General features: G+C 57.1%; 30 protein-coding genes. 8 read left to right on the forward strand and 22 right to left on the reverse strand.

The window, feature by feature from the left end:
- Positions 1–51: 51 nt before the first annotated feature.
- Together ABWV33_RS09985 and ABWV33_RS09990 are read left to right on the forward strand one after the other, a co-directional pair.
- Positions 52–1,038, forward strand: coding sequence for an ABC transporter substrate-binding protein (locus tag ABWV33_RS09985; protein WP_113824594.1), 987 nt, complete (start codon positions 52–54; stop codon positions 1,036–1,038).
- A gap of 722 nt (positions 1,039–1,760) precedes the next feature.
- Positions 1,761–2,576 (forward strand): ABC transporter substrate-binding protein, encoded by an 816-nt coding sequence (locus tag ABWV33_RS09990; RefSeq protein ID WP_502930905.1) that lies wholly within the window; start codon positions 1,761–1,763, stop codon positions 2,574–2,576.
- A 3-nt stretch (positions 2,577–2,579) separates the two neighbouring features.
- On the opposite strand, the gene ABWV33_RS09995 is transcribed toward ABWV33_RS09990, so the two are convergent.
- Both ABWV33_RS09995 and ABWV33_RS10000 read right to left on the reverse strand, forming a co-directional pair.
- Positions 2,580–3,245, reverse strand: a complete 666-nt coding sequence (locus ABWV33_RS09995) for a helix-turn-helix transcriptional regulator (protein WP_353330475.1) — start codon at positions 3,243–3,245, stop codon at positions 2,580–2,582.
- Positions 3,246–3,277: 32 nt separating this feature from the next.
- Complete coding sequence (locus ABWV33_RS10000; protein ID WP_353330477.1) at positions 3,278–3,589, reverse strand: hypothetical protein; 312 nt, start codon at positions 3,587–3,589, stop codon at positions 3,278–3,280.
- A 218-nt stretch (positions 3,590–3,807) separates the two neighbouring features.
- Between ABWV33_RS10000 and ABWV33_RS10005 the strand changes: the two genes are divergently transcribed.
- From ABWV33_RS10005 to tatC, 3 genes are read left to right on the forward strand one after another with little or no spacing between them, the layout of a single operon-like run.
- Positions 3,808–4,035, forward strand: a complete 228-nt coding sequence (locus ABWV33_RS10005) for a twin-arginine translocase TatA/TatE family subunit (RefSeq protein WP_113824589.1) — start codon at positions 3,808–3,810, stop codon at positions 4,033–4,035.
- Positions 4,036–4,041: 6 nt separating this feature from the next.
- Positions 4,042–4,506, forward strand: coding sequence for a Sec-independent protein translocase protein TatB (gene tatB / locus ABWV33_RS10010; protein WP_113824588.1), 465 nt, complete (start codon positions 4,042–4,044; stop codon positions 4,504–4,506).
- Positions 4,503–5,402: a twin-arginine translocase subunit TatC gene (tatC, locus tag ABWV33_RS10015; protein ID WP_113824587.1), complete on the forward strand. Its 900-nt coding sequence runs from the start codon at positions 4,503–4,505 to the stop codon at positions 5,400–5,402. Before tatB ends, tatC begins: the two co-directional genes overlap by 4 nt.
- Before the next feature lie 82 nt (positions 5,403–5,484).
- On the opposite strand, the gene ABWV33_RS10020 is transcribed toward tatC, so the two are convergent.
- Positions 5,485–5,913, reverse strand: coding sequence for an ABA4-like family protein (locus tag ABWV33_RS10020; protein ID WP_113824586.1), 429 nt, complete (start codon positions 5,911–5,913; stop codon positions 5,485–5,487).
- Between the two features lie 89 nt (positions 5,914–6,002).
- Between ABWV33_RS10020 and ABWV33_RS10025 the strand changes: the two genes are divergently transcribed.
- Together ABWV33_RS10025 and ABWV33_RS10030 are read left to right on the forward strand one after the other, a co-directional pair.
- Positions 6,003–6,449, forward strand: a complete 447-nt coding sequence (locus tag ABWV33_RS10025; protein WP_353330481.1) for a MarR family winged helix-turn-helix transcriptional regulator — start codon at positions 6,003–6,005, stop codon at positions 6,447–6,449.
- Between the two features lie 146 nt (positions 6,450–6,595).
- On the forward strand, positions 6,596–7,423 hold the full coding sequence (locus tag ABWV33_RS10030; protein ID WP_502930909.1) for an ATP-binding protein: 828 nt from the start codon (positions 6,596–6,598) through the stop codon (positions 7,421–7,423).
- Positions 7,424–7,476: 53 nt separating this feature from the next.
- Here ABWV33_RS10030 and ABWV33_RS10035 read toward each other — a convergent pair whose 3' ends face one another.
- From ABWV33_RS10035 to radA, 6 genes are all read right to left on the reverse strand, one after another.
- Positions 7,477–8,073, reverse strand: a complete 597-nt coding sequence (locus tag ABWV33_RS10035; RefSeq protein ID WP_353330484.1) for a protein-methionine-sulfoxide reductase heme-binding subunit MsrQ — start codon at positions 8,071–8,073, stop codon at positions 7,477–7,479.
- A gap of 201 nt (positions 8,074–8,274) precedes the next feature.
- Positions 8,275–8,919 (reverse strand): SDR family NAD(P)-dependent oxidoreductase, encoded by a 645-nt coding sequence (locus ABWV33_RS10040; protein WP_353330486.1) that lies wholly within the window; start codon positions 8,917–8,919, stop codon positions 8,275–8,277.
- Between the two features lie 42 nt (positions 8,920–8,961).
- Positions 8,962–9,210: a hypothetical protein gene (locus ABWV33_RS10045; protein WP_113824582.1), complete on the reverse strand. Its 249-nt coding sequence runs from the start codon at positions 9,208–9,210 to the stop codon at positions 8,962–8,964.
- A gap of 213 nt (positions 9,211–9,423) precedes the next feature.
- Positions 9,424–10,947, reverse strand: a complete 1,524-nt coding sequence (gene purF, locus ABWV33_RS10050) for an amidophosphoribosyltransferase (protein WP_164617681.1) — start codon at positions 10,945–10,947, stop codon at positions 9,424–9,426.
- A 521-nt stretch (positions 10,948–11,468) separates the two neighbouring features.
- A complete protein-coding gene (locus ABWV33_RS10055) occupies positions 11,469–12,023 on the reverse strand; it encodes a CvpA family protein (RefSeq protein ID WP_113824580.1) in 555 nt (184 codons plus the stop codon).
- 40 nt (positions 12,024–12,063) lie between these two features.
- Positions 12,064–13,425 (reverse strand): DNA repair protein RadA, encoded by a 1,362-nt coding sequence (radA, locus tag ABWV33_RS10060; RefSeq protein ID WP_121996931.1) that lies wholly within the window; start codon positions 13,423–13,425, stop codon positions 12,064–12,066.
- Positions 13,426–13,647: 222 nt separating this feature from the next.
- Between radA and ABWV33_RS10065 the strand changes: the two genes are divergently transcribed.
- Positions 13,648–14,145: a DUF2867 domain-containing protein gene (locus ABWV33_RS10065; RefSeq protein WP_353330487.1), complete on the forward strand. Its 498-nt coding sequence runs from the start codon at positions 13,648–13,650 to the stop codon at positions 14,143–14,145.
- A gap of 8 nt (positions 14,146–14,153) precedes the next feature.
- Here ABWV33_RS10065 and ABWV33_RS10070 read toward each other — a convergent pair whose 3' ends face one another.
- The 13 genes from ABWV33_RS10070 to ABWV33_RS10130 all read right to left on the reverse strand — a co-directional run bounded on the left by ABWV33_RS10070 (position 14,154) and on the right by ABWV33_RS10130 (position 25,844).
- Complete coding sequence (locus tag ABWV33_RS10070) at positions 14,154–14,936, reverse strand: DNA repair protein (RefSeq protein ID WP_353330489.1); 783 nt, start codon at positions 14,934–14,936, stop codon at positions 14,154–14,156.
- Between the two features lie 163 nt (positions 14,937–15,099).
- Positions 15,100–15,552 carry a paraquat-inducible protein A gene (locus ABWV33_RS10075; RefSeq protein WP_353330491.1) on the reverse strand — a complete coding sequence of 151 codons (453 nt, stop codon included), beginning with the start codon at positions 15,550–15,552 and terminating at the stop codon, positions 15,100–15,102.
- A 145-nt stretch (positions 15,553–15,697) separates the two neighbouring features.
- Positions 15,698–16,042 carry a hypothetical protein gene (locus tag ABWV33_RS10080; protein ID WP_353330493.1) on the reverse strand — a complete coding sequence of 115 codons (345 nt, stop codon included), beginning with the start codon at positions 16,040–16,042 and terminating at the stop codon, positions 15,698–15,700.
- A 12-nt stretch (positions 16,043–16,054) separates the two neighbouring features.
- Positions 16,055–16,801: an ABC transporter ATP-binding protein gene (locus tag ABWV33_RS10085; RefSeq protein WP_353330495.1), complete on the reverse strand. Its 747-nt coding sequence runs from the start codon at positions 16,799–16,801 to the stop codon at positions 16,055–16,057.
- Positions 16,794–17,255 (reverse strand): hypothetical protein, encoded by a 462-nt coding sequence (locus ABWV33_RS10090; protein ID WP_353330497.1) that lies wholly within the window; start codon positions 17,253–17,255, stop codon positions 16,794–16,796. Before ABWV33_RS10090 ends, ABWV33_RS10085 begins: the two co-directional genes overlap by 8 nt.
- Complete coding sequence (locus tag ABWV33_RS10095; protein ID WP_113824572.1) at positions 17,252–18,034, reverse strand: MlaE family ABC transporter permease; 783 nt, start codon at positions 18,032–18,034, stop codon at positions 17,252–17,254. Before ABWV33_RS10095 ends, ABWV33_RS10090 begins: the two co-directional genes overlap by 4 nt.
- Positions 18,031–19,065: an alanine racemase gene (alr, locus tag ABWV33_RS10100; RefSeq protein WP_353330499.1), complete on the reverse strand. Its 1,035-nt coding sequence runs from the start codon at positions 19,063–19,065 to the stop codon at positions 18,031–18,033. Before alr ends, ABWV33_RS10095 begins: the two co-directional genes overlap by 4 nt.
- A 46-nt stretch (positions 19,066–19,111) precedes the next feature.
- Positions 19,112–20,050 (reverse strand): isopenicillin N synthase family dioxygenase, encoded by a 939-nt coding sequence (locus tag ABWV33_RS10105; RefSeq protein ID WP_353330501.1) that lies wholly within the window; start codon positions 20,048–20,050, stop codon positions 19,112–19,114.
- A 181-nt stretch (positions 20,051–20,231) separates the two neighbouring features.
- Complete coding sequence (locus tag ABWV33_RS10110; protein ID WP_353330503.1) at positions 20,232–21,314, reverse strand: agmatine deiminase family protein; 1,083 nt, start codon at positions 21,312–21,314, stop codon at positions 20,232–20,234.
- Position 21,315: 1 nt separating this feature from the next.
- Positions 21,316–22,821 (reverse strand): replicative DNA helicase, encoded by a 1,506-nt coding sequence (locus ABWV33_RS10115; RefSeq protein WP_353330504.1) that lies wholly within the window; start codon positions 22,819–22,821, stop codon positions 21,316–21,318.
- A gap of 196 nt (positions 22,822–23,017) precedes the next feature.
- On the reverse strand, positions 23,018–23,695 hold the full coding sequence (locus tag ABWV33_RS10120; RefSeq protein WP_353330506.1) for an orotate phosphoribosyltransferase: 678 nt from the start codon (positions 23,693–23,695) through the stop codon (positions 23,018–23,020).
- Between the two features lie 69 nt (positions 23,696–23,764).
- A complete protein-coding gene (gene pyrC, locus ABWV33_RS10125) occupies positions 23,765–24,802 on the reverse strand; it encodes a dihydroorotase (RefSeq protein WP_353330508.1) in 1,038 nt (345 codons plus the stop codon).
- A 79-nt stretch (positions 24,803–24,881) separates the two neighbouring features.
- Positions 24,882–25,844 carry a phosphoadenosine phosphosulfate reductase gene (locus ABWV33_RS10130; protein WP_353330510.1) on the reverse strand — a complete coding sequence of 321 codons (963 nt, stop codon included), beginning with the start codon at positions 25,842–25,844 and terminating at the stop codon, positions 24,882–24,884.
- Positions 25,845–25,912 lie beyond the last annotated feature (68 nt).

Below are 25,912 nucleotides of genomic sequence, written 5' to 3' on the forward strand. Positions count from 1 at the left end.
CAAGACCTCGGGTAAACATGAGGCAAACAACGTTCAACAAGGAGTGAAGATATGAAAAAGCTACTGAGTGGTGCCGCATTGGCCGCAAGTTTTGCGGCGACCTCGGCCCTGGCAGCCGATGACGTGAAGCTGCAGTTGCAATGGGTCACACAGGCCCAGTTTGCGGGGTACTATGTGGCCCTAGACAAGGGATTCTATTCGGATGAGGACTTGAATGTAACGGTTCTGCCGGGTGGTCCTGACATTGCACCGCCACAGGTTTTGGCGGGTGGTGGCGCCGATGTGATGCTGAACTGGATGCCATCTGCGCTGGCGGCACGCGAAAAGGGTCTGCCGGTGGTAAACATTGCGCAGCCGTTTAAAACCTCGGGATTGATGCTGACCTGCTGGAAAGACACCGGCATCACCAGCCCACAGGATTTCAAAGGCAAGACTATTGGCGTTTGGTTCTTTGGCAACGAATACCCCTTCCTGAGCTGGATGAGCCAAGAGGGCATCAGTACCGATGGGGGTGAGGATGGCGTGACCGTTCTGAAGCAGGGCTTTAACGTGGATCCACTGCTGCAGCGTCAGGCAGACTGTATCTCGACCATGACATACAACGAATATGGTCAGGTTCTGGATGCAGGCGTCAGCCCGGATGAGTTGGTGACCTTTAAGTACGAAGAGCAGGGCGTAGCGACGTTGGAAGACGGCATTTACGCGCTGGAAGAGAACCTGCAAGATCCGGCGTTTGTCGATAAGATGACCCGCTTTGTGCGTGCGTCGATGAAGGGCTGGAAATACGCTGAAGAGCATCCTGATGAGGCGGCTGAGATCGTGTTGGACAACGACGCGTCAGGTGCACAGACCGAAGCGCATCAGAAACGCATGATGGGTGAAATCGCCAAGCTGACCGCTGGGTCGAATGGTGCCTTGGATCCTGCCGACTTTGATCGCACCGTTGCTACCTTGCTTGGTGGTGGATCAGATCCGGTGATCACCAAGAAACCCGAAGGGGCTTGGACACATGTGATTACGGATGCGGCGCTGAAGTAAGCTCCTGAAACTGGCATTGAGAACGCGGCCCTCTTTTGGGGGCCGCGTTTTTTGTTTTCAAATGCCGCTTCTGATGCGGTTGATTTTGGGGTTTGGGGGTGCACGCGGCCTAAGGAATTTGGTGAACTGCGAAGTTGCATGTCCAGTGCAGAAACTTTGAATCCAACCTGACGTGAAGGCGATGCTATGCGGGTTGGAAGTTTCGGAGGAGCGTTTTGGAGGCTTCCCTAGCTCTTTGCTGGATGTGTCTGCGCTGGTGTTCAGGGGCTGATCACCACGGGGGAGGTATGGGTGCGGCTAATTTGAATTGCCCGCCACGCTGTCGGGTCATGATGCACGAAGCCCGAAAAATGCGAATTGTTGAGCTGTTGCAAGAGACAGGGCTGGAAGGTACAACCCGCCGACCCACCCGGTTGTTGTCAGTAGGTGCAGGTCCGTAGGTTGCGGGTGTTGTTTTTGGATGAACCGACCCGCGCGTTGGATCCGGCCGTAGCGCAGGCGATTGAGGCCTTGATTTTCAAGGTCTCCTGAGAGAAGCGGGTGGTGGTGACGTATGTCATCGGGCAAGCGCGCCGTTTGACCGAAGATGTGATGGGTCTGCAAAGGGGCCGCGTGATGGAACAAGCGGCGGCAAAGATGCTATGGCATCCAAGGTATGAAATGAAACGCCGGTATTGGGCCGGTACGTTGGTGATAAAAGACGAAATCCGGAGAGACAGGAAATGATCGCACACTGGACCCGAGCGGCTATGATAACGCTTGGCCTTGGGACAACGGGCGCCCATGCGGACGATAGCTTTATTGTGGTGCAATCCACGACTTCGACGCAGAATTCGGGGTTGCTGGATTCGATCCTGCCATGGTTTGAGGCCGAAACTGGGATTGATGTGCGGGTGGTGGCAGTTGGCACAGGGCAGGCCATTCGCAACGCAACCAATGGCGATGGTGATGTGTTGCTGGTGCATGCCAAGGCCGCCGAAGACCAGTTTGTCGCTGATGGGTGGGGCGTGCAGCGCCACGATGTGATGTACAATGACTTTGTTTTGGTTGGTCCTGCCGAAGATCCGGCAGGGGTCGCGGGCGGCTCTGACATTGTTGTCGCTTTGACGACGATTGCAGACGTCGAGGCACCGTTTGCCTCGCGCGGGGATGACAGCGGCACTCATAAAGCCGAGTTGAAGCATTGGGCCGCGACCGGTGTGGATCTAACTGGCGCGTCTGGTGGATGGTATCGCGAAACCGGGTCGGGCATGGGTGCAACGTTGAACGTGGGGGCGGGCATGGGGGCCTATGTGCTGACCGATCGCGCCACATGGATCGCCTTTGCCAACAAGGCGGGCATGGAGGTGCTGGTCGAAGGTGATGCGCGCCTCTTCAATCAGTATGGTGTTATTCTGGTGAATCCAGAAAAGCACCCCGGTGTGCGGGCTGAGTCCGGGCAGACGTTCATTGATTGGCTGATTGGCCCCGATGGTCAGGCAGCGATTGCGAATTACAAGCTGGAAGGCCAGCAGCTGTTTTTTCCCAACGCGCAGTAAACGTTAGGGTACGTAATCTTCTAGCCGCTTTCCGGGTTCATCTAGGAACAACTCGGGCAGCGGCGTTGCCTCTTGGATGAGATCAACGCGGAACACTCGGAAATCATTCCTGTTTTCGCACCAAGCGGTCAGGGTCCAGACGCGCCCCCAGTATTCCATATGCAGCGGACGGATGGTGCGGTCGGTCAGTTCCCCATCAATGCGCTGGTACACGAGGCGCAGTTTCTGACGAGACTTGATAGCGGCCCGGAGCGGCGCCATGTGGGTGAAGCCGCGCGCGGCATCGGCAAAGGGGTAGACCGCAAATTTCCAGGCGTCGGCCTCGGCCACTGTTTGGGTCGGCAGGACCGCGTCGATCTTGTCAGCTAACGAGAGAGCGGCGGATTTAAGCGCCTGATCGGCGGCTTCGGCGACGATGGCCATGCCAAGGTTCAGCGCCTCGAGTTCCTCGGTGGTGAGGGTCAGCGGGGGCAGGGTGATCGCTTCGCGGACCATATAGCCGACGCCGCGTTCGCCTTCGACTGGAACACCCGAAGCGGTCAGCGTGTCCATATCGCGATAGATGGTGCGCACCGACACCTCGAGCCGGGTGGCGATGTCCTGCGCGCGGTGCAGTTTACCGTCGCGCAGAATCTGGATGATATCAAAGAGGCGGTCAGTGCGGCGCATGGGCTATCCTTGGCGCAGGCACCGGGCGCGCGTCAAGATGGGGCGACGGTCCAATGGATGGTTTCGTGTCGCATCGTTTCACTTCCTAGGGCGATGGCGGCCATCAGCGCTGGCGCAAAGTCCTGTTTCGGAAAATCGGCAGCAGCGGCCTGAGCGGTTTCCATGTCGGCCCAGATCACCGTATCGGTCCAACGTCCGTCTTCACCCGCACTGAGGCGGCGAAAGATAAATCCGGGGTTTTGGCGCACGAAAGCCTCGGATTTCTGGCTCAGCTCGATGAACTGATCTGCTGTAACACCGGGGGCGAGCTCAAAGCTTACGGTTTCAGCGACGTTTTTGGTCATATCAAGTCTCCTGTGGTTGATGGGGTGGACCTAGCAGAGGGCAACTGACATAAACCTGTCAGTTGAATTTGTGGCGCGCCGAGAAAGTTCGCAAATTGCGTGAACAGTGCCGGATTCTGGACCGCTGACCCTTTCCTAGGATTGGGGACGCGCGTTACACCCATAGGCGAAATTCAGCCCGGCGCGGGGATGCGCAGGGCCACATGAGGAGACATCACATGTTGAACAATATTGGCCTGCCTGGCCTTCTGCTGATTGCCGTCGTCGTTCTGGTTCTGTTTGGGCGGGGTAAAATCAGCTCTTTGATGGGCGAAGTGGGCAAAGGCATCACCTCGTTCAAAAAGGGTGTGAACGAAGGCACTGCTGAGCTGGAGCAAGACCTGAACGACGACGCCAAAGACGTGACCCCTGCGGCTGATTCTGCGACCGACAAAGACAAGGTCTAAGCGCAGATGTTCGATCTGGGCTGGACCGAGCTTTTGGTGATCGGCGTTGTGGCGCTGATTGTCGTAGGGCCTAAGGATTTGCCGGTGCTGTTCCGCAATGTGGGACGCTGGGTCGGCAAGGCCAAAGGCATGGCGCGTGAATTCAGCACCGCAATGAACGACGCAGCGGACGAGGCGGGCGTCAATGACATCGCCAAGGGGCTGAAAACCGCAAGCAACCCGGTTGGGGCGGCGATGGATGGCGTCAAGGACGCCGCGCGTGAAATGACCTCAGCCATTGACCCGACCAAGTTCGACGCTGATAGCGAAACCGGCAAATTGGCGGCAGAGCGGGCTGAGGCTGCGAAAAAGATCCAAGCCTCGACAGCGCGGGCCGCTGCAGAACGCAAAGCGCGCGAAGCAGCCGAGGCATTGGCCAAGGCGGATGAGGCCGAAGCGGCGTTGAACACAGAAACCGAGACCAAAACATGAGCAACACAGACGAGATCGAAGACAGCTCAGCACCGCTGATCGAGCATCTGGCCGAGTTGCGCAATCGGTTGATCCACTGTGTGGTGGCGTTCCTGATCGGGATGATCATCTGTTTCACCGTGGCAACGCCGATCTTTAACTTCCTCACCAACCCGTTGTGTACGGTGTTGGCCGAGCGGGGACAGGATTGCGACCTGATCTTTATCTCACCGCAAGAGGGCTTTTTCGTCGCGATCAAGGTTTCACTGTTGGGTGGGTTGATCCTGTCGTTCCCGTATCTGGGTATGCAGATGTGGCGGTTTGTGGCGCCGGGGCTCTATAAGAACGAAAAGGGCGCGTTCCTGCCGTTCATGATCGCATCGCCGTTCATGTTCCTGCTGGGCGCGAGCTTTGCGTTTTACGTGGTCACACCGCTGGCTTATGATTTCTTCCTTGGGTTCCAGCAGTTTGGCTCTGGGGGCGAGGCCGTCGCTGAGGGTGCTGCTGCACCGCTGAGCGTGGTGTTTCAGGGCTCTGCACAGGAATACCTGAACCTGACGATCAAGTTCATCGTGGCCTTTGGTCTATGTTTCCAATTGCCTGTTTTGTTGACCCTGATGGGCAAGGCCGGTCTGGTCAGCGCCGAGGGCCTTGGCGCGGTTCGCAAATATGCGGTGGTCGCCATTCTGGTTCTGGCCGCGCTGGTGACACCGCCGGACGTGATCACGCAGGTAATCCTGTTTGTGGTGGTTTATGGGCTCTACGAGGTTTCAATCTTCCTTGTGCGTCGGGTGGAAACCAAACGCGAAGCCAAGCTGCGGGCTGAAGGATACTACGACGACGAAGAGGACACGCATTTTGATGATCCGATGCTGGCCGAGTTCGACGACGAAGATACGGATGACAAGGGCAAGTAATCCCTTTGAGATCTAAAGATCGGGCGCGCGGGGCAACCTGCGCGCCCTTTTTTGATGGCTGGATGTGGTTGGTTTTGAGAGGTCAAGTTTGGGATGCAGCCGCTTTGCGCCAGATGCCGACTAGGGAAAACGCCACAAACCCAGCTGGACCGAATAGGAATGTCAGGGGCAGGCACGGGGCAACAAACCAAAATCTGACGCCATCACGCCTTGCGGTTCTGCAAATCCATGCTCCGATCAGAAGGTCGAATGCCAGATAGTGAATCCACCCGGCCATCATCGCGTTGGGGTTCGAGAAGAGCGCAATGACGTCGGAGAGGCTGCCAAATCCACCCCGACCGTCTGATGGGTAGAGGGTGATGAGGGCCACATATGCAAGGGAAAGCATCAACGGTATGATGTAGCCAGAAATGCGGTCAGACCAATCTGGAATGAGTGGTGAGGCCAGCAGAACAACCCAACCCACCATTGAGAGTATGCCTGCCATAGAAAATAGAATCTCAAGGTTCATGTTGTTTTCCTAAAATTTGGATGATCAATTTAGGCGGCATCTATTGCAGGGTACTTGCATATGCAAGCATATTGGATGTAATGTGCGGCATGAATGATTTACGTCTTACAAACACGCTCCGGCTTTTGCAGTCTGCTGATCAAATAAAAGCACGGCTGTCTGGTGACTTTGCGTCCGTCCATGGATTGTCGGTCAACGAGGTGTTTCTGCTCATGCATTTGGAGCAGGCCCCGCTTTGTAGAATGTCCCGTGTGGAACTTGCGAAACGAATGCACCTTAGCGCGTCCACAGTAACACGAATGGCGGCACCACTTGAAAAGCTTGGCGTGGTTTCGCGTCAGGCAGACAGTCGAGACGCAAGGCTGGCCTTTGTTGTTTTGACTGATGCTGGTCTGGAAAAAATAAAAGAGGCACGAGCGACATTCGCTAAGCAGGCGAGTTATGTGTTCCGAGACCGTTGGTCGGACACTGATTTGGAGGAGTTGTCCAGTTTACTCCATCGTTTGATCGCAGATGCACCAGGTAATCTTACCTAGGGTTGGGTCTAGGTAGATTGGCAGTTTTTGTTTGGATGCTAAAGGGGAATACCGGGATGTTGGCCGCAATCGCTTGCTGTCTTTACCGGAACATGCTTTGAAATCTGGCAACAAAACCCGGAGGCCAGCCTGTGACACAAGACCCGATGATCCGCATTGCCGAAGCGTTAGAGCGGATGTCGCCAGCGCCGTTGCCGGCCCCTGATTTCAACGTTGCAAGCGCGTTTGTTTGGCATGTAGATCCTGAGCGGCTGAGCCCGGTGGCTGCGGTCAATCGGGTCAATCTGGGTCTGTTGGTGGGGATCAACCGGTCCCGCGATACGCTGTTGGAAAACACCCGGCGGTTTGCTGCGGGATTAGCGGCGAACAATGCCTTGTTGTGGGGCGCGCGTGGAATGGGAAAGTCAAGTCTTGTCAAGGCAGTGCATGCCACTGTTCAGGCGGAGTTTGATGGGTTGAAGCTTGTTGAGCTGCAACGCGAAGATCTGCCCTCGGTCGGACAATTGTTGAACCTGTTGCGCAGTGCCGAGCAGCGGTTCATTCTGTTTTGTGACGATCTCTCGTTCAGCCATGATGATCAGCATTACAAGAGCCTCAAGGCTGTTCTGGACGGTGGGATCGAAGGACGCCCAGAGAATGTGGTGTTTTATGCCACCTCGAACCGGCGCCATCTGATGCCGCGCGATATGATTGAAAACGAGCGTTCGAGCGCGATCAACCCGTCAGAGGCGGTTGAGGAGAAGGTTTCGCTATCAGATCGGTTTGGGTTGTGGCTGGGATTTCACCCTTGTGATCAGGATGAATACCTGGCGATGATCGATGGTTATTGCGCCGCGCATGGGGTGAGTGTGGATGCAGCTACCTTGCGGGCTGAGGCGATCGAATGGCAGGCCACACGCGGTTCCCGCTCTGGCCGGGTTGCGTGGCAGTTCTTTTGTGATCTGGCCGGGCGGCATGGTATTGCACTGAAATAGACGCGGTAGGTCGGGCATTGTCACCAACGCCCGACGAGTCCGATATACAGGCGCTAGGCATGTGCGGGACGAGGACGCAGATACCAGTACCAGATCCGATAGCTTTCAAGCAGGATCAGCGGGCCAAAGTGGATCAACGCTGGAGCCAGACCTTTGAATTCATCATGGGCGGCCCAGTGGAGCAGGGTCAGGACTGCCGCGGCATAGACCCAGCGTTGCAAGCTTTTCCAGCGAGGTCCAAGGGCCTTGAGCGCCGCATCAAAGGAAGTGGCGGCTAAGGGTAGGAAAATCGCAAACGCGAGCCAGCCAGTCCAGATGTCCAATTGCGTCACTTCGCCAAACACTTTGGTCAATGTGGCTCGGTCGACAAAATAGAACACCAGATGCAGCACGGCATAGCCAAAGGCGGCGACACCAAAGTAGCGGCGGTTCTTTTTGAGCCAGCGCGGACCCCGCCACCCGCGAAAAACAAGCGCCAAGGGGGAAGCCAGCATCGTGATAATCAATAGCCGAGCGCCAAATTCACCCGTGGGGTGGAGCAGATGACGAAACACCTTGGGGTCGGTCGAGGTGAATGCATCAGAGATGAATGTGAAGGCGGGTAAGGCCAGCAGAACCCACAGCCAATAGGGGGAGATGCGCGAGAACATTTCAATATCCTTTTGAGAAAGATATCGATTGCACGTTTCTCGTCAGGGTTTCCGTCGCAGATTTTTTAGGGATGTGGTGCGTCGTCTTTGACTGCAGGTCGCCAGCTTTTCATTGGTGCTGGCATTGGTGTCAGTTTCAACTCGACCCAAATAAGAGGGTTGAAACTGCGGGTTTCTTTGAGCCTTGGAACAAGTCCGCGTTTAGAGCATCGCAACGATGCGGGCGGCTTCGTCTGCAGGATTGGCAAGCAGTTCGCGGTCTTCGCCAGGATGAAAACGCGCGCGCAGTGCCGTTGGCATCGGCGCGGGTTCGACGATGGTGACACGGGGGCCAGTTTTGACAGTTTCCGCAGCCCAGCTGCGTGCCAGTGCCATCTGTGCGCCTTTGGTGGCGCCGTAGGTGGCGTAGAACTTTTCGCCTGCCTTGGGGTCGTCAAAGAACACCGCTTGACCATCGGAGCCCAGCAGGGGCGCGACATAGGGGATAAGAACCGATGTGGCTGTTGTGTTGATCGCCAAAGATTTGGTCCAGTCCTTGGCATCAACAAAGGGGGCAGGCGAAAGCGGCGCTGCGTGAATGGCGGTGTGCAGCCAAAGGTCCAGTTTGCCCCACCGATCATGAATACCGCGACATAGCGTGGCCATGGCAGCCGGATCGGTGATGTCCATGGGGGCCAGCGTGGCTGAGCCACCTCGGGCCTGAATGCGGTCATCCAGCTCTTCGAGGGCGCCGGTGGTCCGGGCCACAGCGATGATGTGGTGGGTGGGCGCGAGCGCTTCGGCGAGGGCGGCCCCTAGGCCACGCGAGGCACCAGTGATCAGGGCGAGTTTGGGCGTATTGGTCATGAGCGGGGTTTGACCTGATGCAGGGCTTGGGTCAAGGGGGGATCAGCTGCCTGCGATGTCGATGCGCTTGGTCCGGCCTCTTTGCCGCAGGATGATGCCCTTGTCGTCGATCGCCACAACTTCGCCCGATGCGACATGATCGCCCCGTTCGATTTGTTTGACCCGCCCGTTTGAGGTGCGCACAAGGGCGCGCAATGCGTCCTTGGGACCAAATACGCCCAAGATAGCGATCTGGTTCTTTCGGATCACCCCTTGTTGGGTGGCTGCCGAGCCTACTTTAGTATTCGACATGTTTGATCCTATCCCGGCCATGGCCGTTTGCACAAATGTCAGAGCGGGGAGGTATCAGAGCCGGGAAATGGGTAAAAGCAGATTTGCTGCGGTGCGGCAGGGTTTCGCTGTCCCTGCTTTGGGGCAAAGAAAAGGGGCCCGTAGGCCCCTTGGATCGTTCGAGATTTTGCATGGGTCAAGGTCGGCGGAAAAATGCGCGCTACCTACTAGCCCTTAGCCGGTGGCCAGCTTGGCCGCATTCCACGACGCGCCGGTCGCGGGCATGTCTTTGATCTTTTTACTGACGCGGTTGCTGCTTTCGAGGCTATCAAGATAGTCCTCGCTGACGCTGCCAGTGATGTATTGGCCGTCAAAACAAGAGCAATCGAACTGTTCGATCTTTGGATTGCCTTCTTTGGCGGCCCAGATCAGATCGTCGAGTTTCTGATAGAACAGGGCATCTGCGCCCAGTTCCTGACGGATCTCTTCGATGTCGAGACCGTTGGCGATCAACTCGTGTTTGGTCGGCATGTCGATGCCATAGACGTTGGGATAGATCACAGGTGGCGAGGCGCTGGCGATGTAGACCTTTTTTGCGCCGGCTTCACGGCACATCTGGACGATCTTTTTAATGGTGTTGCCACGCACGATGGAATCGTCGATCAGCAGAATGTTGCGATCTTTCATCTCAAGCGGAATGGCATTCAGTTTGCGTCGAACGGATTTCTGTCGTTCTTCCTGACCGGGCATGATGAAAGTCCGGCCAACGTAGCGGTTTTTAACCAGCGCTTCGCGGTAGCGAATGCCGGTCGCGTTTGACACTTCGAGCGCCACAGGACGGGCGCTGTCGGGGACGGGGATGATGGCGTCGATGTCCAGACCGCTGTCTTGGATCTGTTTCGCCAGTGTCTGACCCATGCGCAGCTGAGTTTTGTAGACCGAGATGCCATCCAGCAGCGAATCGGGACGCGCCAGATAGACGTATTCAAAGATACAGGGGGTCAGGTTGCCTTCGACCGCCTGAAACTCGTGCATATTGCCGTCGTGGTCGATCAGGATCGCTTCGCCGGGTTTGACGTCGCGGATTTTTTCGAACCCGTTGATGCCGAATGCAACGTCTTCAGAGGCAAAGGCGAAATCATCGCCGTCACCGTCTGCGTCACGCTTGGCGACGGACAAGGGGCGAATACCGTTGGGGTCGCGGAAGGCGAGCATGCCAACCCCAGCGATCAAACAGATCACCGAGTAGGCGCCTTGAACCCGTTCCATCATCATCTTGACGCCAGCAAAGACGTTGCGGACGGGATCAGCGTTGCCGTTAACCTTGATCGCGTCGGCGACTTTGTCCGCAAGCACGTTCAGCATGATCTCTGAATCAGAGGTGGTGCGCAGGTGACGGCTGTATTTGGCGGTGACTTTTTCGCGTTGTTCTTCGGTGTTGGTGATATTGCCGTTGTGCACCAGATAGATGCCGTAGGGCGCGTTCACAAAAAACGGCTGAGCCTCAGCGGCGCTGAGAGAACCGGCTGTTGGGTAGCGGACGTGACCCATGCCGATGCGCCCGGTCAGCGTTTCGGCATCCTGAGCTTTGAACACGTCTTTGACCAAACCGTTGGCCTTGCGTTCCCGAAAAAATTCGCCGGTGTCAGTAACGATGCCTGACGCATCCTGACCACGATGCTGGAGCATCAGCAAACCTTCGTACAGTTCCGCAAATACGTCGTTGTTCCGACTTGCGATCCCTAAAATCCCGCACATGTAAGGGCTCCAATTCCACAGAGTTCGTTTGCTGCTGGCTGTTCAACTTAGTCTCGGCACGCGCTCCCTAGCGCGCTTGAGCTTTGGAATACAGAGAAAAGGGTGATTTCCGATGTGTCATTTGCAGCGGTGAGAGTGACGGTGGGAAATCAGCGACCCAATTGGGCTTTTCTCTGCAGGGCGTGCGTCAGAGGTAACGCGGCCCAGTGTGGCGTCGTTAATCCATCTCTGGCCTACTGGGTTTCAGAGGGGGGATCTCAGTGCGCTGAGCGGGGGGTGTCTGCGGGCGAGTCACGGCTAGCAGCTCCGTTTCCGTTGAGAGGGTTGGCCCCCACATAGTGCCTGAAAGGCGCTGTGTCACGAAAGGATCACAAATCTTTTTGCCGCAGGGGCGGACATCCGCACGAAATTGGGATCAAACCTGTGTGTCAGGGGGCATCGGCCCATAAAAAACGGCCCGCCGAATCGGGGGCCGTTGTGTTTTTGACTAAACTGCTGCGCCGATAGCCAGCGCGAACCGCTTATTTGGTGCAGGTGCCGACCAGCTCTTCGTACTGCTGCGTGACCCAACCCAGCGCTTGCTCGGGGTTCTGAGCTTCGATTTTTCCGGTCATGCGAGCGAAGACCTGAGCCGAGCGGCTTTCATCAACGATGGTGAAGTTCTGACCCGTCATCACTGTGTCATAGACAAAGAACGCAATCGTCACGAGGAGGATGCCGCGCAGAACCCCGAAGAGGAAGCCAACGCCCTGATCGAGACCGCCCAGAACCGACCTTTGAACCAGCGAGGAAAACAGTGGAGTAAAGAAGCTGACGATGATCAGCGCCAGCGCAAACACGGCAGCAAAGGATGCAATCACCGAGAGTTCACAGCTGTCTGCCAGGAATTCCCCGACAACGGGTAACTCGCGGATCAGGGGCATCGCTTTGGGGGCGAACAAAAAGGCAAGAATCGCGGCTGCGATCCAGCCGACAATTGCCATCGCCTCGCGCACAAAGCCGCGTGAATAAGCCAGCAGCGCTGACAAGAAAATTACAAGGGCAACGACCCCGTCTATGATGGTAAAACCTTCCATGGTCCTCGCCCGTTATTATCTCTGCCCAAGCTGGGCCAAATTATCCTGCTCCAAATGTTTCGCCAACAAATCCGGTCAAATCCGAGGGCCGAGACAGTTTCAGTCCACCACCAGATCCGGTTTTGCCACCTGCAGGAGCGATGGCTGCGGTGAAACCAAGTTTTTGCGCTTCTTTCAACCTGTTTTCCGTCTGAGGGGCCGGTCTGAGGGCTCCAGATAGAGAAATCTCGCCAAAAACCACCGTATCTGCGGGAAGTGCTGCGTCTTCGCGCGCGCTGAGCAAGGCGGCGGCGACGGCCAGATCGGCTGCCGGTTCGGAAATTTTCATGCCACCGGCGACGTTGAGGTAGACATCCAACCCGGTAAAAGGGATGCCACAGCGGGCTTCGAGAACGGCCAGAATCATCGCCAGACGTCCGCCATCCCATCCAACGACGGTGCGCCGGGGTTGGCTGTGCGGTGAGGGGGCAACCAGCGCCTGCATTTCAACCAGAACGGGGCGGGTGCCTTCGATCCCGGCAAAGACAACCGACCCGGGGCTGGGTTCGCCGCGTTCTGACAGAAACAGGGCTGAGGGGTTCGTGACTTCGGCCAGTCCGGCGCCGGTCATTTCAAAGACGCCAATTTCATCAGCAGGACCAAAGCGGTTTTTCACTGCGCGCAGGATGCGGAACTGGTGGCCGCGCTCGCCTTCAAAATAGAGCACTGTGTCGACCATATGTTCGACCACGCGGGGGCCTGCGATTTGGCCGTCCTTGGTGACGTGTCCCACAAGAATCACGGATACGCCGTGGCGTTTGGCAAATGTGGTCAATTCATGTGCGGCGGAACGGACCTGACTGACTGATCCCGGTGCGCTTTCTACATTGTCGGCCCACATGGTTTGGATCGAATCAATGATGGCGAGCTGAGGTTTTTCGGCCTCAAGCGTGGTGAGGATGTCGCGCAGGTTGGTTTCCGCAGCCAGTTGCACCGGCGCGTCACTGAGCCCAAGACGTTTGGCCCGCATGCGCACCTGCGCAGAGGCCTCTTCGCCCGAGACATAGATGGTTTTCAGCCCTGCGTTGGCGAATTGTGCTGCGGCCTGCAACAACAGGGTAGATTTCCCGATGCCGGGATCACCGCCCACAAGAATTGCAGAGGCAGGCACCAAACCCCCGCCCAACACCCGATCAAGTTCGCCCAGCCCGCAGGTCGTGCGTGGTGGTGGGGCCTCTTCCGTGGACAGGTTGGTCAATTCGATGGTGTTGCCACGTTTGCTGCCAATCGACTTAGAGGCAGGTCCGGCGGACAATGGTTTATCTTGTGAAATGGTGTTCCAATCGCCGCAGCCTTCGCAACGCCCGGACCATTTCGTAAAGGAGGCTCCGCAGGCGGAACAGGAGAATGATTTCTTTGCCATGGAGCTTTAGTGCCTGAGGAGAGGCGGGGCCTCAAGCCCTGACTGTGAAACGGAGTAATCACAGGGGGAGGTCGCGCCTCAGGCCCCCAAAAGGGGCCATCGGTGCGACCTTGGGGGCGGGCTGCACGGTCACGTGCCACCCAAAAGCTGTGGCGTTTTGGGGCCTTGCTGGACCTGAGGAGTGTGATGAGTGTCTGCGCAGGACACGAGAAAGGTCAGCCAATGGAAAATGATCCAACATTTTATTGGAAAAGCTCACACATTCAAATTGTCGGGTCAGAGACGGACTTGAACTTTCTGGACAGTCAGTCCGTTACCTTGACCCAACCAGTGACGGCTTTGGAGGCGTGGCGACAGATCATGCGCCAGCCCATGCCTGTGGTTAAACGGGCCTTTGCCATTCGCGATGCGGTGGTTTCCAAGTTCGGCGTTAAGCGGATTGGTGGATTTTCAGGGACAACCCCGGCGCAGGTCGAGGTTGGGCAGAAATTGGATTTCTTTTTGGTGGAGCACATCAGCCCGCAGGTTTTGACCTTGACCGAACGCGATACGCATCTGGATGTCATGACCTGCATCAGTGTGCAGGATCGTACGGTGTCCATTACGTCAAGTGTGATAACTCACAATTGGGTGGGGCGCCTGTACATGGTGCCCGTCGCGCCCGCCCACAAAATGATTGTCGCGCGAAATCTGCTGTGGCTTAGCCAGCAGATGGGGTGAGGGGTGGTTCAATCGCGGATCTGAGGGCTTTGCATTGGCACAACGGACCCTTCGTCGGGGTCGGTTCCATCTGGCGGGGCCTGAAGCTGGGCTGACAGTTCTGGTAACAGCTCGAACAGTTCTTCGCGCAGACGGGACAGCTGTGATTTGGCGATGGATTCTTCGATTTCGACGTCGCGGGTCCATTGTTGCAGTTCGTGCAGGATGATTTTCGCCTCGTCGATCCTGGTGGTAAATTGCTCCATCTCCTCCTGACGTTGCTTGAGGAAAGTACGGGCGCGTGAAACTTTCTCATCGGAATAAGTCACGGCCAGATCGTGACTGACCTGACTCATCTGGGCGGCCAGTTCCAAAACGTCTGGTTCAAGATCGCCCAGAGTGGGGTGTTCGCGCAAGAAAACCAGCCGTTCTTTGACCGCATCAAATTCAGAGGCGATTTGAAACGTGCCCGCCCGATCCGCAGCATGGGCGGCGTGATAGGCCAGCGTGACATCATCCATATGAATGCTGAAATCGCGATGGGATTTTTCGAGCATTAGAATGCGGGCGTTGGCGGGCAGATAGAAGAGCAACATCAAGGCCAGCACTGTCAGACCAATTTGGGCGATCATTCCTGCCTGTGGATAGGAGGTTCCATCTACGCCGGCATCAAGGCTGAGCCAAGGCCATATACCCAGAGCAGAGAGAGAGGTGGCGACAACACCGATCAAGGCGGCAATGCAAATCAGGAAAAGTGTGAGGCGAATGAACAGCGCCTGAATATATAGAATCACCTTACGTAGGGCGGACATATGTATCCTTTCCAGCCGCGACCCGGATGGGTCGTTCAATGGACCGGAATGGGCGAAAATAAGCCTATGCTTACTTTGGGGACTCCGCTGGATTTCCGGATCTGTAAACTAAATGCTCTGCTCGAATAGAAAACATCTTACACAAATATTTCTTTTCAATCAATTACAGGTTGGAGTGAACGGATTTTATGTTGCGTTCCGTCAACAGGCCAAGCCCGATCGAGGTGAGGATACAGGCGGTGAACATGTACAATCCCCACGCGGTTTCGATGGTGGCGTAAGAAATCCCTTTGGCGAGGGTGATGTAGAGCGCGATCAGGAAAATGTCGGCCATGGCGAGCTTGCCGAGCACGTGCAACGCGGGCAGCGCGCGCCTGTCCAGCAGGTCCCATTGGATCAATGCCAGCCCGATTGTTTTGATATAGGGGGCAAAGACGGCAAAGCCGGTAACAATCAACGCCAGCGCCACGTCCGAGCCCCAAAGAGACTGCAACCCGGTGATGACACTGATTTCAGACAGGCCAAAGATCGGCAGCAAACCGGCGCGCATCAGCGGGGCGAACCATGCGATGGGATAGGCGATGAGCAGGGAGAGGGTGGCGAGGCGGAGGATCATGAGCGCGATCTAGGGGGTTGGGCGTGTAGGTTCAAGGTCAACGCTCTGCCCACGCCGCGTGACTGGCGCTTCAACTGGGGTATTTGGGGTAATAGTCAGTCAGGGAGATACACAACGTTTTGAGCGCGCATTAGTGAGGGGCGGATTAGAGTACGAACTGAACAAAGTAGAAGGCGAGCGATATAGCCCAGATGGTAAGGGCCAAGTGGAGGCGAATTGGAGCCAGTCCTGTTTTCCGAAGTTTTATCAAGTCGCTGCCGGTCTTGATGTAGAAGAGGGTGGCCATCAACAGGAGGAGGCCGGCTTTCCAGTTTAGGGGCGGTTCAGCGGCGATGTAAATCAGAGAAAGCCCGCCGAACACGATAGGTAGGGTTCCTGCGACCGTCAGCTTGAGAAAATCGCCTTCCCTGCCTTTCTCGTATCTGAGGTCGATGATCGCTAACAGGTGCAGGCCCAAATAGATCAGAGGGCTAAAGAACAGCAGGACCATCACTGAAATTGCCTACCGCACTGCCTCGATTGGCCCTTCTGCGCGACCGTGGATGAATTGATCGAGATAGGGATCGCCCGAGGCGTCCATGTCGGCGACGGGGCCGGTCCATTGGATCACGCCGTCGTGCAGCATGGCGACGTTGTCGGCGATGGCGCGCACGGATGACATGTCGTGGGTGATGGTCATGGCGGTGGCGCCCATTTCGACGACGATTTCGCGGATCAGGTCGTTGATGACGCCGGACATGATGGGATCAAGGCCGGTGGTGGGTTCGTCAAAAAAGATGATCTCGGGCTCAGCGGCGATGGCGCGGGCCAGACCGACGCGTTTTTGCATACCACCCGACAGCTCGGCGGGCAGGCGGTCGGCCACATCGGGTTTCAGACCCACGCGCCGTAGTTTTTCAATGGCGATTTCACGGGCTTCGGCCTGTGGGCGTTTGAGCGAGCCGCGGAGCAGGCGGAAGGCCACGTTCTGCCAGACGGGCAGGGAGTCAAACAGCGCGCCGCCCTGAAACAGCATACCAAAGCGCGCCAGAAACGCGTCGCGGTCGCCTTTGCTGGCGTCTTTGCCATTCACATAGATCTTGCCCGCATCCGGGGTGATCAGACCCAACACGGATTTCAGCGCCACGGATTTCCCGGTGCCAGAGCCGCCGATGATGACCATGGATGTGCCTTGGGCGATCTCAAGCGATGTGCCGCGCAGGACGTGGTTGTCGCCAAAGGATTTATAGACTGAGTCCAGCTTAATCATAGCGCACCGTGAAATCGGAATCTTTGGGGCGACGGTGCCATGGCACCTTGCCAATCTCATAGCGGAAGTTGGCGCGCAGATCCTGGGGCATTTTGATGACCTCGGCCAGCAGTTCAATCGAGAAGGTGGCGCGCGCGGTGTGGCGCAGACCGAACACCTGACCTTTGTTCGGATCACTGCTGTTATTGATGTCGTGCGAGGTTTCTTTGTCTAAGATCACCCGCTCACAGACGTTTTCAAAGCAGCGGAATTTTTCACCGTGCAGGAAAGCCTCGGCTTCGGCCTTGGTTTTGCCATTGAGGAATTTGAACGCCACGTGTTGGAGCTCTTGATCAAAGCCCATGGTGGTTTCAAGCCGGGAGGTGTTGAATTCCTGGAGCAGAGCATCCTGGGCCAAAGCGGCGTGTGGCAGGGTCAAACAGAGCGTCAATGCGGTAAGGGTCAGTCGGGTCATAGGGAAAAGAACACTCCGGTGAGGACAAAGTTAGCCGCAAGGATCAGGACGGCGGCGGCTTCGACTGAGGATTTTGTGGCGCGGCCCACACCCTGTGCGCCGCGGCCGGAATTCATGCCGTAATAGCACCCCATGATCGAGGCGATGACGCCAAAGGCAGCGCCTTTGACCAGCGATGATACGATGTCCCGTGTTTCGAGGAAATCGACAGTGTTTTGCAGGTAGGCGGCTGAGTTGAAGCCAAGATTTTTGACGGCAACGGTATAACCGCCTGCGATGCCAATGATATCGCCGATGCCCACAAGCACGGGTACGGTCAGCAAAGCGGCTAGAACCCGTGGTGCGACAAGGTATTTCATCGGGTGGGTCGACAGGGTGACCAGCGCATCTATCTGCTCGGTTACCTTCATGGTCGCGATTTCGGCAGCGATGGAGGAGGTCACGCGCGCGGCAATCATCAAGCCCACGAGAACGGGGCCAAGTTCGCGCACCATACCAATGGCGACGATTTGGGGTACAACCGCTTCGGCATTGAAGCGCGCGCCACCTGCGTAGATTTGCAAAGCCAAGGCACCGCCGGTGAAAATTGCGGTCAGGCCAACAACAGGCAGGGACAACCAGCCGATGTTGAGCAGGGCATGGGCGAATTCGCGCGGGTAATAGGGCGGGCGGACAATGTGGGTCAGAGCGCCAAAGGCAAAGATCGCCACGCGCCCAAAAACCGCCAGTATCGACAGGACCGCAGCCCCGAGCCGCGCCAAGATCGCCAGAGGGTTCATCCCAGATAGCTCCGTTTGTAGCGCCCGCCCAGTGAGGTCAGGATTTCGTAGCCGATCGTGTCGGCTGCCTCGGCCAGATCATCGACGGTCTGAAGTCGGTTCAACATTTGCAGACTGTCGGGAACGGCGTCCAGATCGGTAACATCGACCGTGATCAGATCCATCGAAACCCGCCCCACGACCGGACAGGGCGTGTCGTCGGCGTAAACTTCGATCCCGGAGCCAATTGCCCGGATCAGCCCATCGGCATATCCAGCGGCTACGGTGGCGATGCGCGAGGGACGTTTGGCCTGCCAAATGTTGGAATAACCAACGGTTTCCCCAATTTCCAGATCGCGCACCTGTATAACAGGCAAATCCAAGGTGACGACGGCCTTAGCCTCGTCATAAGGTTCACCGCCATAGAGACCCACGCCGGGGCGGCAGAGATCAAAGTGATAGTCAGGACCCAGCAACAGGCCCCCCGTTGCGGCCAGCGACAAAGGTACGCTGATATCAGCGGTCATGCCTTTGAAGGTCTGTAATTGTTGCTGGTTCATCGGATGATCTGGATCATCCGCGCAGGCCAAATGAGACATGATGAGGGTTGGCATCTGGCGCAGAGCTATGTCGCGCAGGGCAGTCCATTCGGCGGGTTCAATTCCGAGCCGGTTCATGCCGCTGTCTAGTTGGATACCAAAGCTGTGGTGTGGCAGCTGTTCCACATGGCGCAGCATTTGATCGACCGAATTGATCATCGGTGTAAGGTCATAATCGCGCAACAGCGCCGCGTCGCCTTCCATATGTCCGGAAAACACAGACACCACAGGGCCGGGCCCAACAGCGTCGCGCACAGCGATGCCTTCTTCGGCGGCGGCAACAAAGAATTTGCGCGCGCCCGCCCGGGTCAGGGCCTTGGCAGCGCGATCCGCGCCCAAGCCATAGCCATCGGCCTTGACCACCGCGGCGGTCTCGACAGAGGTTTTTGCGTCAAGCGCCCGCCAGTTATCGGCGAGCGCATTTAGGTCAATCGTCAGGTGTGCTGTGCTCATGCGCCGTTGTTGCGAGGGGCAGGCATCAGGTCAAGGGGGAAATCCTCTATTTTAGCACGGGTTTATGTGCCTCATAGGCGGCTTCAAGCTCACCCCGCAGGAAATCCCCGAAAATTTGTGGTTCAAAGCGGGGTGTACCCGTGCCCGGCAAGGGTTCGATGACGGTCTGAACGTGTGGATCATAGAAGAAGGGACAGCTGTAGCGTTCACGGCCTGATCGGTTAATGACCCGATGCGGCGTGGACAGGAGCCGTCCATTGCTCATCCGGTTAAGCATGTCGCCCACATTGACCACAAAGGTGCCGTCGCGTTTGGGCACGTCGACCCAATGACCCGCTGGGGTTTTGACCTGCAATCCCCCGACATCGTCTTGCACCAGCAGCGTGAGACAGCCGAAATCCGTATGTGGCGCAGACCCGTAAAGATCACCGGCGCTAGTTGCGGGCTGCGGTGGATAGTGCAGCAGGCGCAACCATGTAGTGGGCGTGTCGAATGCAGATAGGATAGATGTATCTGTGATTTCAGCGGCTTGCAGTGCGATGCTCATCAGCCGGCGACCTAAATCACACATGGCGGCGCTGTAGGCTTCGAGCGCAGGACGGAACCCCTCAAGATCGGGCCACTGGTTTGGGCCAGACAGATAGGTCGCCGGGTCCGCAGCTGCGTCTTCGCGCATCATCATGAAGCTGGCGGATTGGTTTGGTTTGGTGACATCGGCCAGGGTCGAATTGACATCCGTTGAGCTGTTGATCGGAATGTAGCCGCGATGGGAGCGATCAACAGCAACCTGCATCTTGGCCTCAAGCGGCAAGGCGTGAAAGCGGGCCGAGGCGTCAAAGACGGCCTCGATCAATGCAGGGTCGACGCCATGGTCCTGAACATAGCCAAATCCGGTGGTGCCATAGGCGGCACGGAAGTCGGCAGCTATTTCGGAATCGGGTCGGTCGCCCAGTCGGATGACGGGGATTTCGGTGAATTCGGTCATTTTGGTCTCGCTTTGTTGACAGGAAGAAAAGGCAACAAAGCCTCGCTATCCTTCGAAGCGTTTCCGGCGATGCTCGGAGTGGCGTTCAAGAACCACCAGAGAAATGAAAGGGACCATATTCATGACTGCATCTGGTCTGTGTACAGGCGGTTTGTCAATCTGGCTTTTGCGCCTTGGGGACTTAAGCTGGCATTTGCTGCGTGGCGCAGTGAATGCCCCCACCGAGTTCGCCCAAAACATCGGTGTTGAGCATGATGATTTCTCGGCCTGGGTAATGACTGGACAGGGCATCGCGGGCGCGGGGGTCTGCATAGGAATCCCCGGTATGTGAGGCAATGACTGCGCCATTGCAGACGTAGTAGTTGGGATAGGTGCTCATCGCGTCGACGTCCCGAATACGTCCGTCGTATCCCGGTGTGATGGTTTCGACCGATAATCCAGCATCGATGAGCCGCTTGCGAAGAGCGTAGGCTGATTTGCTGTAAGGATCATTTTGCAGGGGCTCTGGATCCAGCATCATGAGGACCTGACCCTTGCCGGTAAAGCGGGCCAACCCGTCGATGTGGTCATCGGTGACATCTTGGCCTTTGACACCTTTGCCCCAGATCATTTTGTCCGCGCCATAAGCGGTGAGTAGGCGGCGTTCGATTTCTTCGCGACTGAGCCCGGGATTGCGGTTCGAATTCACCCAACTGCTTTCATTTGCCATCAAGAGGCCGTGGCCGTCAGATTCGACCCCACCCGGCTCGCCTACTAGGCCGCTGTCCACATAGGGCAGGCCCAGCCGGTCTGCGACTCGTATGGCGATGTGTTCGTCGTTGCGCAGGGGATATCGACCGCCCCAGCCATTGAAGTTCACGCCATGAACAGCAAGTTGCCCCGTTGCGTTTTTAGCAAACAGAGGCCCAGAATCGCGACACCACAGGTCATCGGTGGGGATGTCCCAGAGGGTGACAGAATTTGAGAGCAGTTTGCGCGCACTTGAATGGTGAGCGGGGGGCGCCAACATTGTGACGGGTTCAAATTCAGCGATTGTGTTTGCAATTTCAGCAATCGTAGCCTGTACATCGCGCAAGAACCGGCCGCGCCCGTAAACCTGTTTGATGACGGGCCATTGCATAAAGGTGCGTTGGTGACGCAATTCCTCGGGGGGAACGCGAAAGCCTGTGTTTGACAGGGCCATGCGCGGTCCTCCGAACGTGAGCGCAGCCGCTGCAATGGCTCGGCCCAAAAGGGCGCGGCGCGTGTGCAGGCGGCGGATCATATCAATACCCGTCGTCAGCTTGACCCTGCTGCCATGCCTTGGCGAGATTGCCAAAGCGGGTGAACTGGGCCTCGAATGACAACTCGACGGTGCCGATGGGACCGTGACGCTGTTTACCGACAATGACTTCGGCTTTGGCATGTAACCGCTCCATCGCGGCTTTCCATTCTTCCATCTTGTCCAGCTCGTGATCACCGGGCTTTTCACGCTCTTTATAATATTCCTCGCGGTAGACGAACATCACGACATCCGCATCCTGTTCGATCGAACCTGATTCCCGAAGGTCAGACAGCTGCGGGCGTTTATCTTCCCGGTTTTCCACCTGACGCGACAGCTGGGACAAGGCGACGACCGGGATTTGCAGTTCCTTGGCGATCGCCTTCATGCCCATGGAAATCTCGCCGATTTCGTTGACCCGGTTTTCAGCGGTCCCGCGGCAGAGCTGCAAATAGTCGATGACCAAAAGGTCGAGACCATGGGTTCTTTTCAGGCGACGGGCCCGTGCAGCCAGCTGCGCGATGGGCAGGGCGGGCGTGTCGTCGATGAACAGGGGACAGGCTTCCAAGTCTTTGGCAGCATTGACGAAACGTCGAAACTCACCTTCGGTCATGTCGCCCTGACGGATTTTGTGAGAGCTGATTTCAGAAGCCTCGGACAGGATACGACCAGCCAGCTGTTCGGCGCTCATTTCCAGGGAATAGAATCCGACAACACCCCCATCAACTGCTCCCTCGGACCCATCGGGTTTGATGCCGCGCTTGTAGGCTTTGGCCACGTTAAAGGCGATGTTGGTCGCGAGCGAGGTTTTCCCCATCGAGGGACGACCTGCGAGAATTAATAGGTCAGAGGGGTGCAAGCCTCCAAGCTGTTTATCGAGGTCGGCCAGACCGGTTGAGATTCCCGCCATGCCGCCGCCACGCTGATAGGCTTCGTTGGTGACGTTCACGGCTTCGGTGACGGCCTTGAGAAAGGATTTGAACCCGCTCTCGGTCTGGCCCTGCTCGGATAGCTTATAAAGTTGCTGCTCGGCTTCTACGATTTGTTCTTTGGGCTCGGAGGCGACATCCACCCGGCCCGCTTTGTCGGAAATATCGCGCCCAAGGCGGATCAATTCGCGTCGGATCGCCAGATCATAGATCATCTGGGCGTAGTCACGCACAGCAAAGGCACTGATTGACGCGCCCGCCAGATTGACCAGATAGGCCGCGCCGCCGATTTCATTCAGACCCGCATCATCGGCCATAAATGCCTTGAGCGTAACGGGTGAGGCGAGGGCGTTTTTCGCGATACGGGCGGCGGCCACTTCGTAGATGCGGGCGTGGACGGGGTCATAGAAATGTTGCGACGTGATGACCGAGGCTACACGGTCATACAGATCGTTATTGGTCAGAATCGCACCCAGCAATTGCTGCTCGGCTTCGACCGAATGCGGCATGGTATCGGGGTTTTGAATCGCTGCTGGTGCCTGTTGCCCTGCAACGGCCGGAATCGTGCTGATATCGTTCATAGTGTCCCCATCGCCCCTTGGGTCGCTGTTCTAGCGCAGCGCCTGCCGAGCACACAAATTGTATGTTTCTGTGGATAGGCTGTGCATATCTTGGTCTCCTGTATGATGCAGGAAATCAAGCCAATCCGTCAATATCTTGTGGCTGCATCCAGAAAAATGGCGGCAAAACTCCGCCACGTTTCTTTTTGTTCGCAGATCAGGCTTTGTTGGCGTCTTGCCAAGCGCGCGGATCGTTGAGGAAGGATTCGACCTCGGTCAAGGTTTCGGCGTCAAACGCACCTTGGGTCTTGGCTTCGGCCAGAACATCCCACCAAGTGCACAGGTGGTGCAATTGCACGCCGTGGTCACCCAGTGTCTTTTCAGTCTCTGGGAAGATGCCGTAGTAAAAGATCACAGCCGTGTGGCCACAGGTGGCACCGGTTTCGCGGATGGCATCCACAAACGACAGCTTTGATCCGCCATCGGTGGTCAGATCTTCTACCAGCAGCACGCGCTCGCCTTCGGTCATGACACCTTCGATACGGGCGTTGCGGCCATAGCCTTTGGGCTTTTTGCGCACATAGGTCATGGGCAGCGCCATGCGTTCCGCGACAAAGGCAGAGAAGGGAATGCCCGCAGTTTCGCCACCGGCGATGTTGTCGAATGCCTCGAACCCGGCGTTGCGCATGACAGTGACGGTCAGGAAATCCATCAGCGTACTGCGGATGCGCGGGTAAGAAATCAGCTTGCGGCAATCGATGTAGGTGGGGCTGGGCAGGCCCGAGGCCAACGTGAACGGTTCGCGTGCGTTAAAATGGACAGCTTTGATTTCAAGCAGCATCCGGGCGGTGAGGCGAGCCATTTCTTCGGGCGAGGGGTAAGATGTAGGGATCATCGGGGCATCCTGAGGCTGGGTGCCAGAGGTGCGCGCGGCACCCCCAGCGGATAGAGAAAAGAGGCGAGATCAGTCGACGCGCCAGTGCAGGGGGAAACCGGCGTCAAAGACGGTGACGGGACCATCGGCGGTGTCGATCTTGGACGGATAAGTGACGGCATCGCCCTTGGTCAGGGTGATCGTGTCCTCATTCACTGGCAGGCGGTAAAAGCCGGGCCCATTGCGCGAGGCAAACCCTTCGAGATTGTCCAGCGCGTCCGCCTTTTCAAAGACCTCGGCCAGCAGGGACATGGTGTTGGTGGCGGTAAAGCACCCGGCACAGCCACAGGCCATTTCTTTGTTCGCATCGGTGTGGGGGGCCGAGTCGGTTCCAAGGAAGAAGCGCGCATCGCCAGAGGTGGCGGCGGTCACAAGGGCCAGACGGTGCTCTTCGCGCTTGGCGACGGGCAGGCAATAGTAATGCGGCTTGATCCCACCGACCAGAATGTGGTTCCGGTTGATGATCAAGTGGTGTGTGGTGATGGTCGCGCCCAGATCGGTTTCGTTCGATTTGACATAGTCCACACCATTGGCTGTGGTGATGTGTTCCATCACAACGCGCAGACCGGGGGTGGATTTGCGGATAGGATCCAACACACGGTCGATAAAGACGGCTTCGCGGTCAAAGATGTCGATGTCGTGGTCAGTTACTTCGCCATGTACACAGAGCGGCAGGCCGATTTCGGCCATTTTTTCCAGAACAGGGCGCACATTGTCGAAATGACTGACGCCGCTTGACGAATTGGTGGTCGCCCCAGCGGGATAGAGCTTGACCGCTTTGATCAAACCATTGGCGTGGGCTGCGGCCACATCTGCCGGGTCTGTCGACTCGGTCAAATAGAGTGTCATCAGCGGCTCGAACGCCATGCCCTCGGGCAGCGCCGCTAGGATACGGTCGCGATAGGCGGCGGCCTGATCGCCGGTCACCACAGGCGGAACAAGGTTCGGCATGATGATGGCACGGCCAAAATGGCGAGCGGTTTCAGGTAGGACAGCATCCAGCATTGCGCCATCGCGCAGATGCAGGTGCCAGTCGTCGGGGCGGCGGATCACGAGGCTCTGGGTCATGGGGCTGCGCTAGCACAGCTAGACAGAACGGGAAAGACCCTGCGCGCGGCAGGGTCGGTAATTTGGCACGAATTCAGAGTTATTCGGCGGGCGGTGGGGGGGGGGTAAAGGCCCCATCCTTGGCCTTGCTTTCGAGTTCTTCCAACTTTCTGCGCAGGCGCCGCATGGGCATGCGAGACAGAACATTGCGACACAACAGCATATTCAAATAGGGGCGACCCTCACGATCAAGGTGCCCAACCATGGATTTCAGATACCGAGGATAGGCCCGACGTGCGCGGTACAGGCGATAGAATGCGTGTGCGTTCAGCTTTTGTGTGCCTGCCAGCGTCAAAAGGCGGTAGAGCAGATTCATGTCCAGCAAACGGGACTGCAGCTCTCCGCCCATGTGGCGCATCCGCAGGCGGGTTACATTGGGGCGTTTGAACAACGTGGCGTGCATGGCATCCAGCGCTTGGGTGGGATCGTACACAACATAGGCACGATTAGCGGCATCCAGCATATCGGGGGCATAGCCATACCGGTCTGTGAAAGACACTCGGCGCATATCGGTAAAACGGTCGTCCCATTCGGTCATGCGGGGGTCGAGCGTTGCTTGGGGCTGGATCGCGACAACCGTGGCGCCGGGCGAGGCGACCGAAAAGGCCGACGCCGCATAACCACAAGGGCCAGCGCCATAAAATACAACGTGATCAAAGTCTTCGAAAAAGCCATCGTCGATCAGGCGGTCGAAGAATCCGTAGACCTTGGCATCGCGGAACCATGTGTCCCCGTCCGACATGATGCATAGGTGCGACCAATCTTGTGCCTTGACCAGTTCAAACCCAAACGGTTGTTGGGTTTCGGACATCGCACGGATGCCTTGCTGGGTTTCGAAGGTAACGATCAGGGTGGTGCTGCGGTCGATAAAGGTCGCAAAGTGACGCTCGCCCAATTCCTGGGACATGCCCTCGGCATCGGCCTGCTCAAGGAGTTTGGATTTCCAGATCCCCTTGCGGAAACCTGCAATCGACTCATCTATGCTGCTCTTTTCATCCGGCATTGCACTGGTCCTCAAAACTCCAACCGCTTTTCGGGCTGGTTATGAGAACCATGTCTAGAGGCGAAATA

It is taken from the genome of Phaeobacter sp. NW0010-22, from assembly GCF_040365955.1.
In the GTDB taxonomy this organism is placed as follows: domain Bacteria; phylum Pseudomonadota; class Alphaproteobacteria; order Rhodobacterales; family Rhodobacteraceae; genus OMPR01.

Bases quoted from the DNA above. Each gene is read 5' to 3' on its own strand.
- ABWV33_RS10105 (WP_353330501.1), bottom strand. From the start codon at position 20,050: ATGACCGAATTCACCGAAATCCCCGTCATCCGACTGGGCGACCGACCC.
- tatB (WP_113824588.1), top strand. From the start codon at position 4,042: ATGTTCGATCTGGGCTGGACCGAGCTTTTGGTGATCGGCGTTGTGGCG.
- pyrC (WP_353330508.1), bottom strand. From the start codon at position 24,802: ATGACCCAGAGCCTCGTGATCCGCCGCCCCGACGACTGGCACCTGCAT.
- ABWV33_RS09990 (WP_502930905.1), top strand. From the start codon at position 1,761: ATGATCGCACACTGGACCCGAGCGGCTATGATAACGCTTGGCCTTGGG.
- ABWV33_RS10035 (WP_353330484.1), bottom strand. From the start codon at position 8,073: ATGTTCTCGCGCATCTCCCCCTATTGGCTGTGGGTTCTGCTGGCCTTA.
- ABWV33_RS10110 (WP_353330503.1), bottom strand. From the start codon at position 21,314: ATGATCCGCCGCCTGCACACGCGCCGCGCCCTTTTGGGCCGAGCCATT.
- ABWV33_RS10120 (WP_353330506.1), bottom strand. From the start codon at position 23,695: ATGATCCCTACATCTTACCCCTCGCCCGAAGAAATGGCTCGCCTCACC.
- alr (WP_353330499.1), bottom strand. From the start codon at position 19,065: ATGAGCACAGCACACCTGACGATTGACCTAAATGCGCTCGCCGATAAC.
- ABWV33_RS10095 (WP_113824572.1), bottom strand. From the start codon at position 18,034: ATGAACCCTCTGGCGATCTTGGCGCGGCTCGGGGCTGCGGTCCTGTCG.
- ABWV33_RS09985 (WP_113824594.1), top strand. From the start codon at position 52: ATGAAAAAGCTACTGAGTGGTGCCGCATTGGCCGCAAGTTTTGCGGCG.
- ABWV33_RS10020 (WP_113824586.1), bottom strand. From the start codon at position 5,913: ATGAACCTTGAGATTCTATTTTCTATGGCAGGCATACTCTCAATGGTG.
- purF (WP_164617681.1), bottom strand. From the start codon at position 10,947: ATGTGCGGGATTTTAGGGATCGCAAGTCGGAACAACGACGTATTTGCG.
- radA (WP_121996931.1), bottom strand. From the start codon at position 13,425: ATGGCAAAGAAATCATTCTCCTGTTCCGCCTGCGGAGCCTCCTTTACG.
- ABWV33_RS10045 (WP_113824582.1), bottom strand. From the start codon at position 9,210: ATGTCGAATACTAAAGTAGGCTCGGCAGCCACCCAACAAGGGGTGATC.
- ABWV33_RS10040 (WP_353330486.1), bottom strand. From the start codon at position 8,919: ATGACCAATACGCCCAAACTCGCCCTGATCACTGGTGCCTCGCGTGGC.
- ABWV33_RS10075 (WP_353330491.1), bottom strand. From the start codon at position 15,552: ATGATCCTCCGCCTCGCCACCCTCTCCCTGCTCATCGCCTATCCCATC.
- ABWV33_RS10130 (WP_353330510.1), bottom strand. From the start codon at position 25,844: ATGCCGGATGAAAAGAGCAGCATAGATGAGTCGATTGCAGGTTTCCGC.
- ABWV33_RS10025 (WP_353330481.1), top strand. From the start codon at position 6,003: ATGAATGATTTACGTCTTACAAACACGCTCCGGCTTTTGCAGTCTGCT.
- ABWV33_RS10070 (WP_353330489.1), bottom strand. From the start codon at position 14,936: ATGTCCGCCCTACGTAAGGTGATTCTATATATTCAGGCGCTGTTCATT.
- ABWV33_RS10055 (WP_113824580.1), bottom strand. From the start codon at position 12,023: ATGGAAGGTTTTACCATCATAGACGGGGTCGTTGCCCTTGTAATTTTC.
- ABWV33_RS10080 (WP_353330493.1), bottom strand. From the start codon at position 16,042: ATGGTCCTGCTGTTCTTTAGCCCTCTGATCTATTTGGGCCTGCACCTG.
- ABWV33_RS10065 (WP_353330487.1), top strand. From the start codon at position 13,648: ATGGAAAATGATCCAACATTTTATTGGAAAAGCTCACACATTCAAATT.
- ABWV33_RS09995 (WP_353330475.1), bottom strand. From the start codon at position 3,245: ATGCGCCGCACTGACCGCCTCTTTGATATCATCCAGATTCTGCGCGAC.
- ABWV33_RS10085 (WP_353330495.1), bottom strand. From the start codon at position 16,801: ATGATTAAGCTGGACTCAGTCTATAAATCCTTTGGCGACAACCACGTC.
- tatC (WP_113824587.1), top strand. From the start codon at position 4,503: ATGAGCAACACAGACGAGATCGAAGACAGCTCAGCACCGCTGATCGAG.
- ABWV33_RS10000 (WP_353330477.1), bottom strand. From the start codon at position 3,589: ATGACCAAAAACGTCGCTGAAACCGTAAGCTTTGAGCTCGCCCCCGGT.
- ABWV33_RS10090 (WP_353330497.1), bottom strand. From the start codon at position 17,255: ATGACCCGACTGACCCTTACCGCATTGACGCTCTGTTTGACCCTGCCA.
- ABWV33_RS10005 (WP_113824589.1), top strand. From the start codon at position 3,808: ATGTTGAACAATATTGGCCTGCCTGGCCTTCTGCTGATTGCCGTCGTC.
- ABWV33_RS10030 (WP_502930909.1), top strand. From the start codon at position 6,596: ATGATCCGCATTGCCGAAGCGTTAGAGCGGATGTCGCCAGCGCCGTTG.
- ABWV33_RS10115 (WP_353330504.1), bottom strand. From the start codon at position 22,821: ATGAACGATATCAGCACGATTCCGGCCGTTGCAGGGCAACAGGCACCA.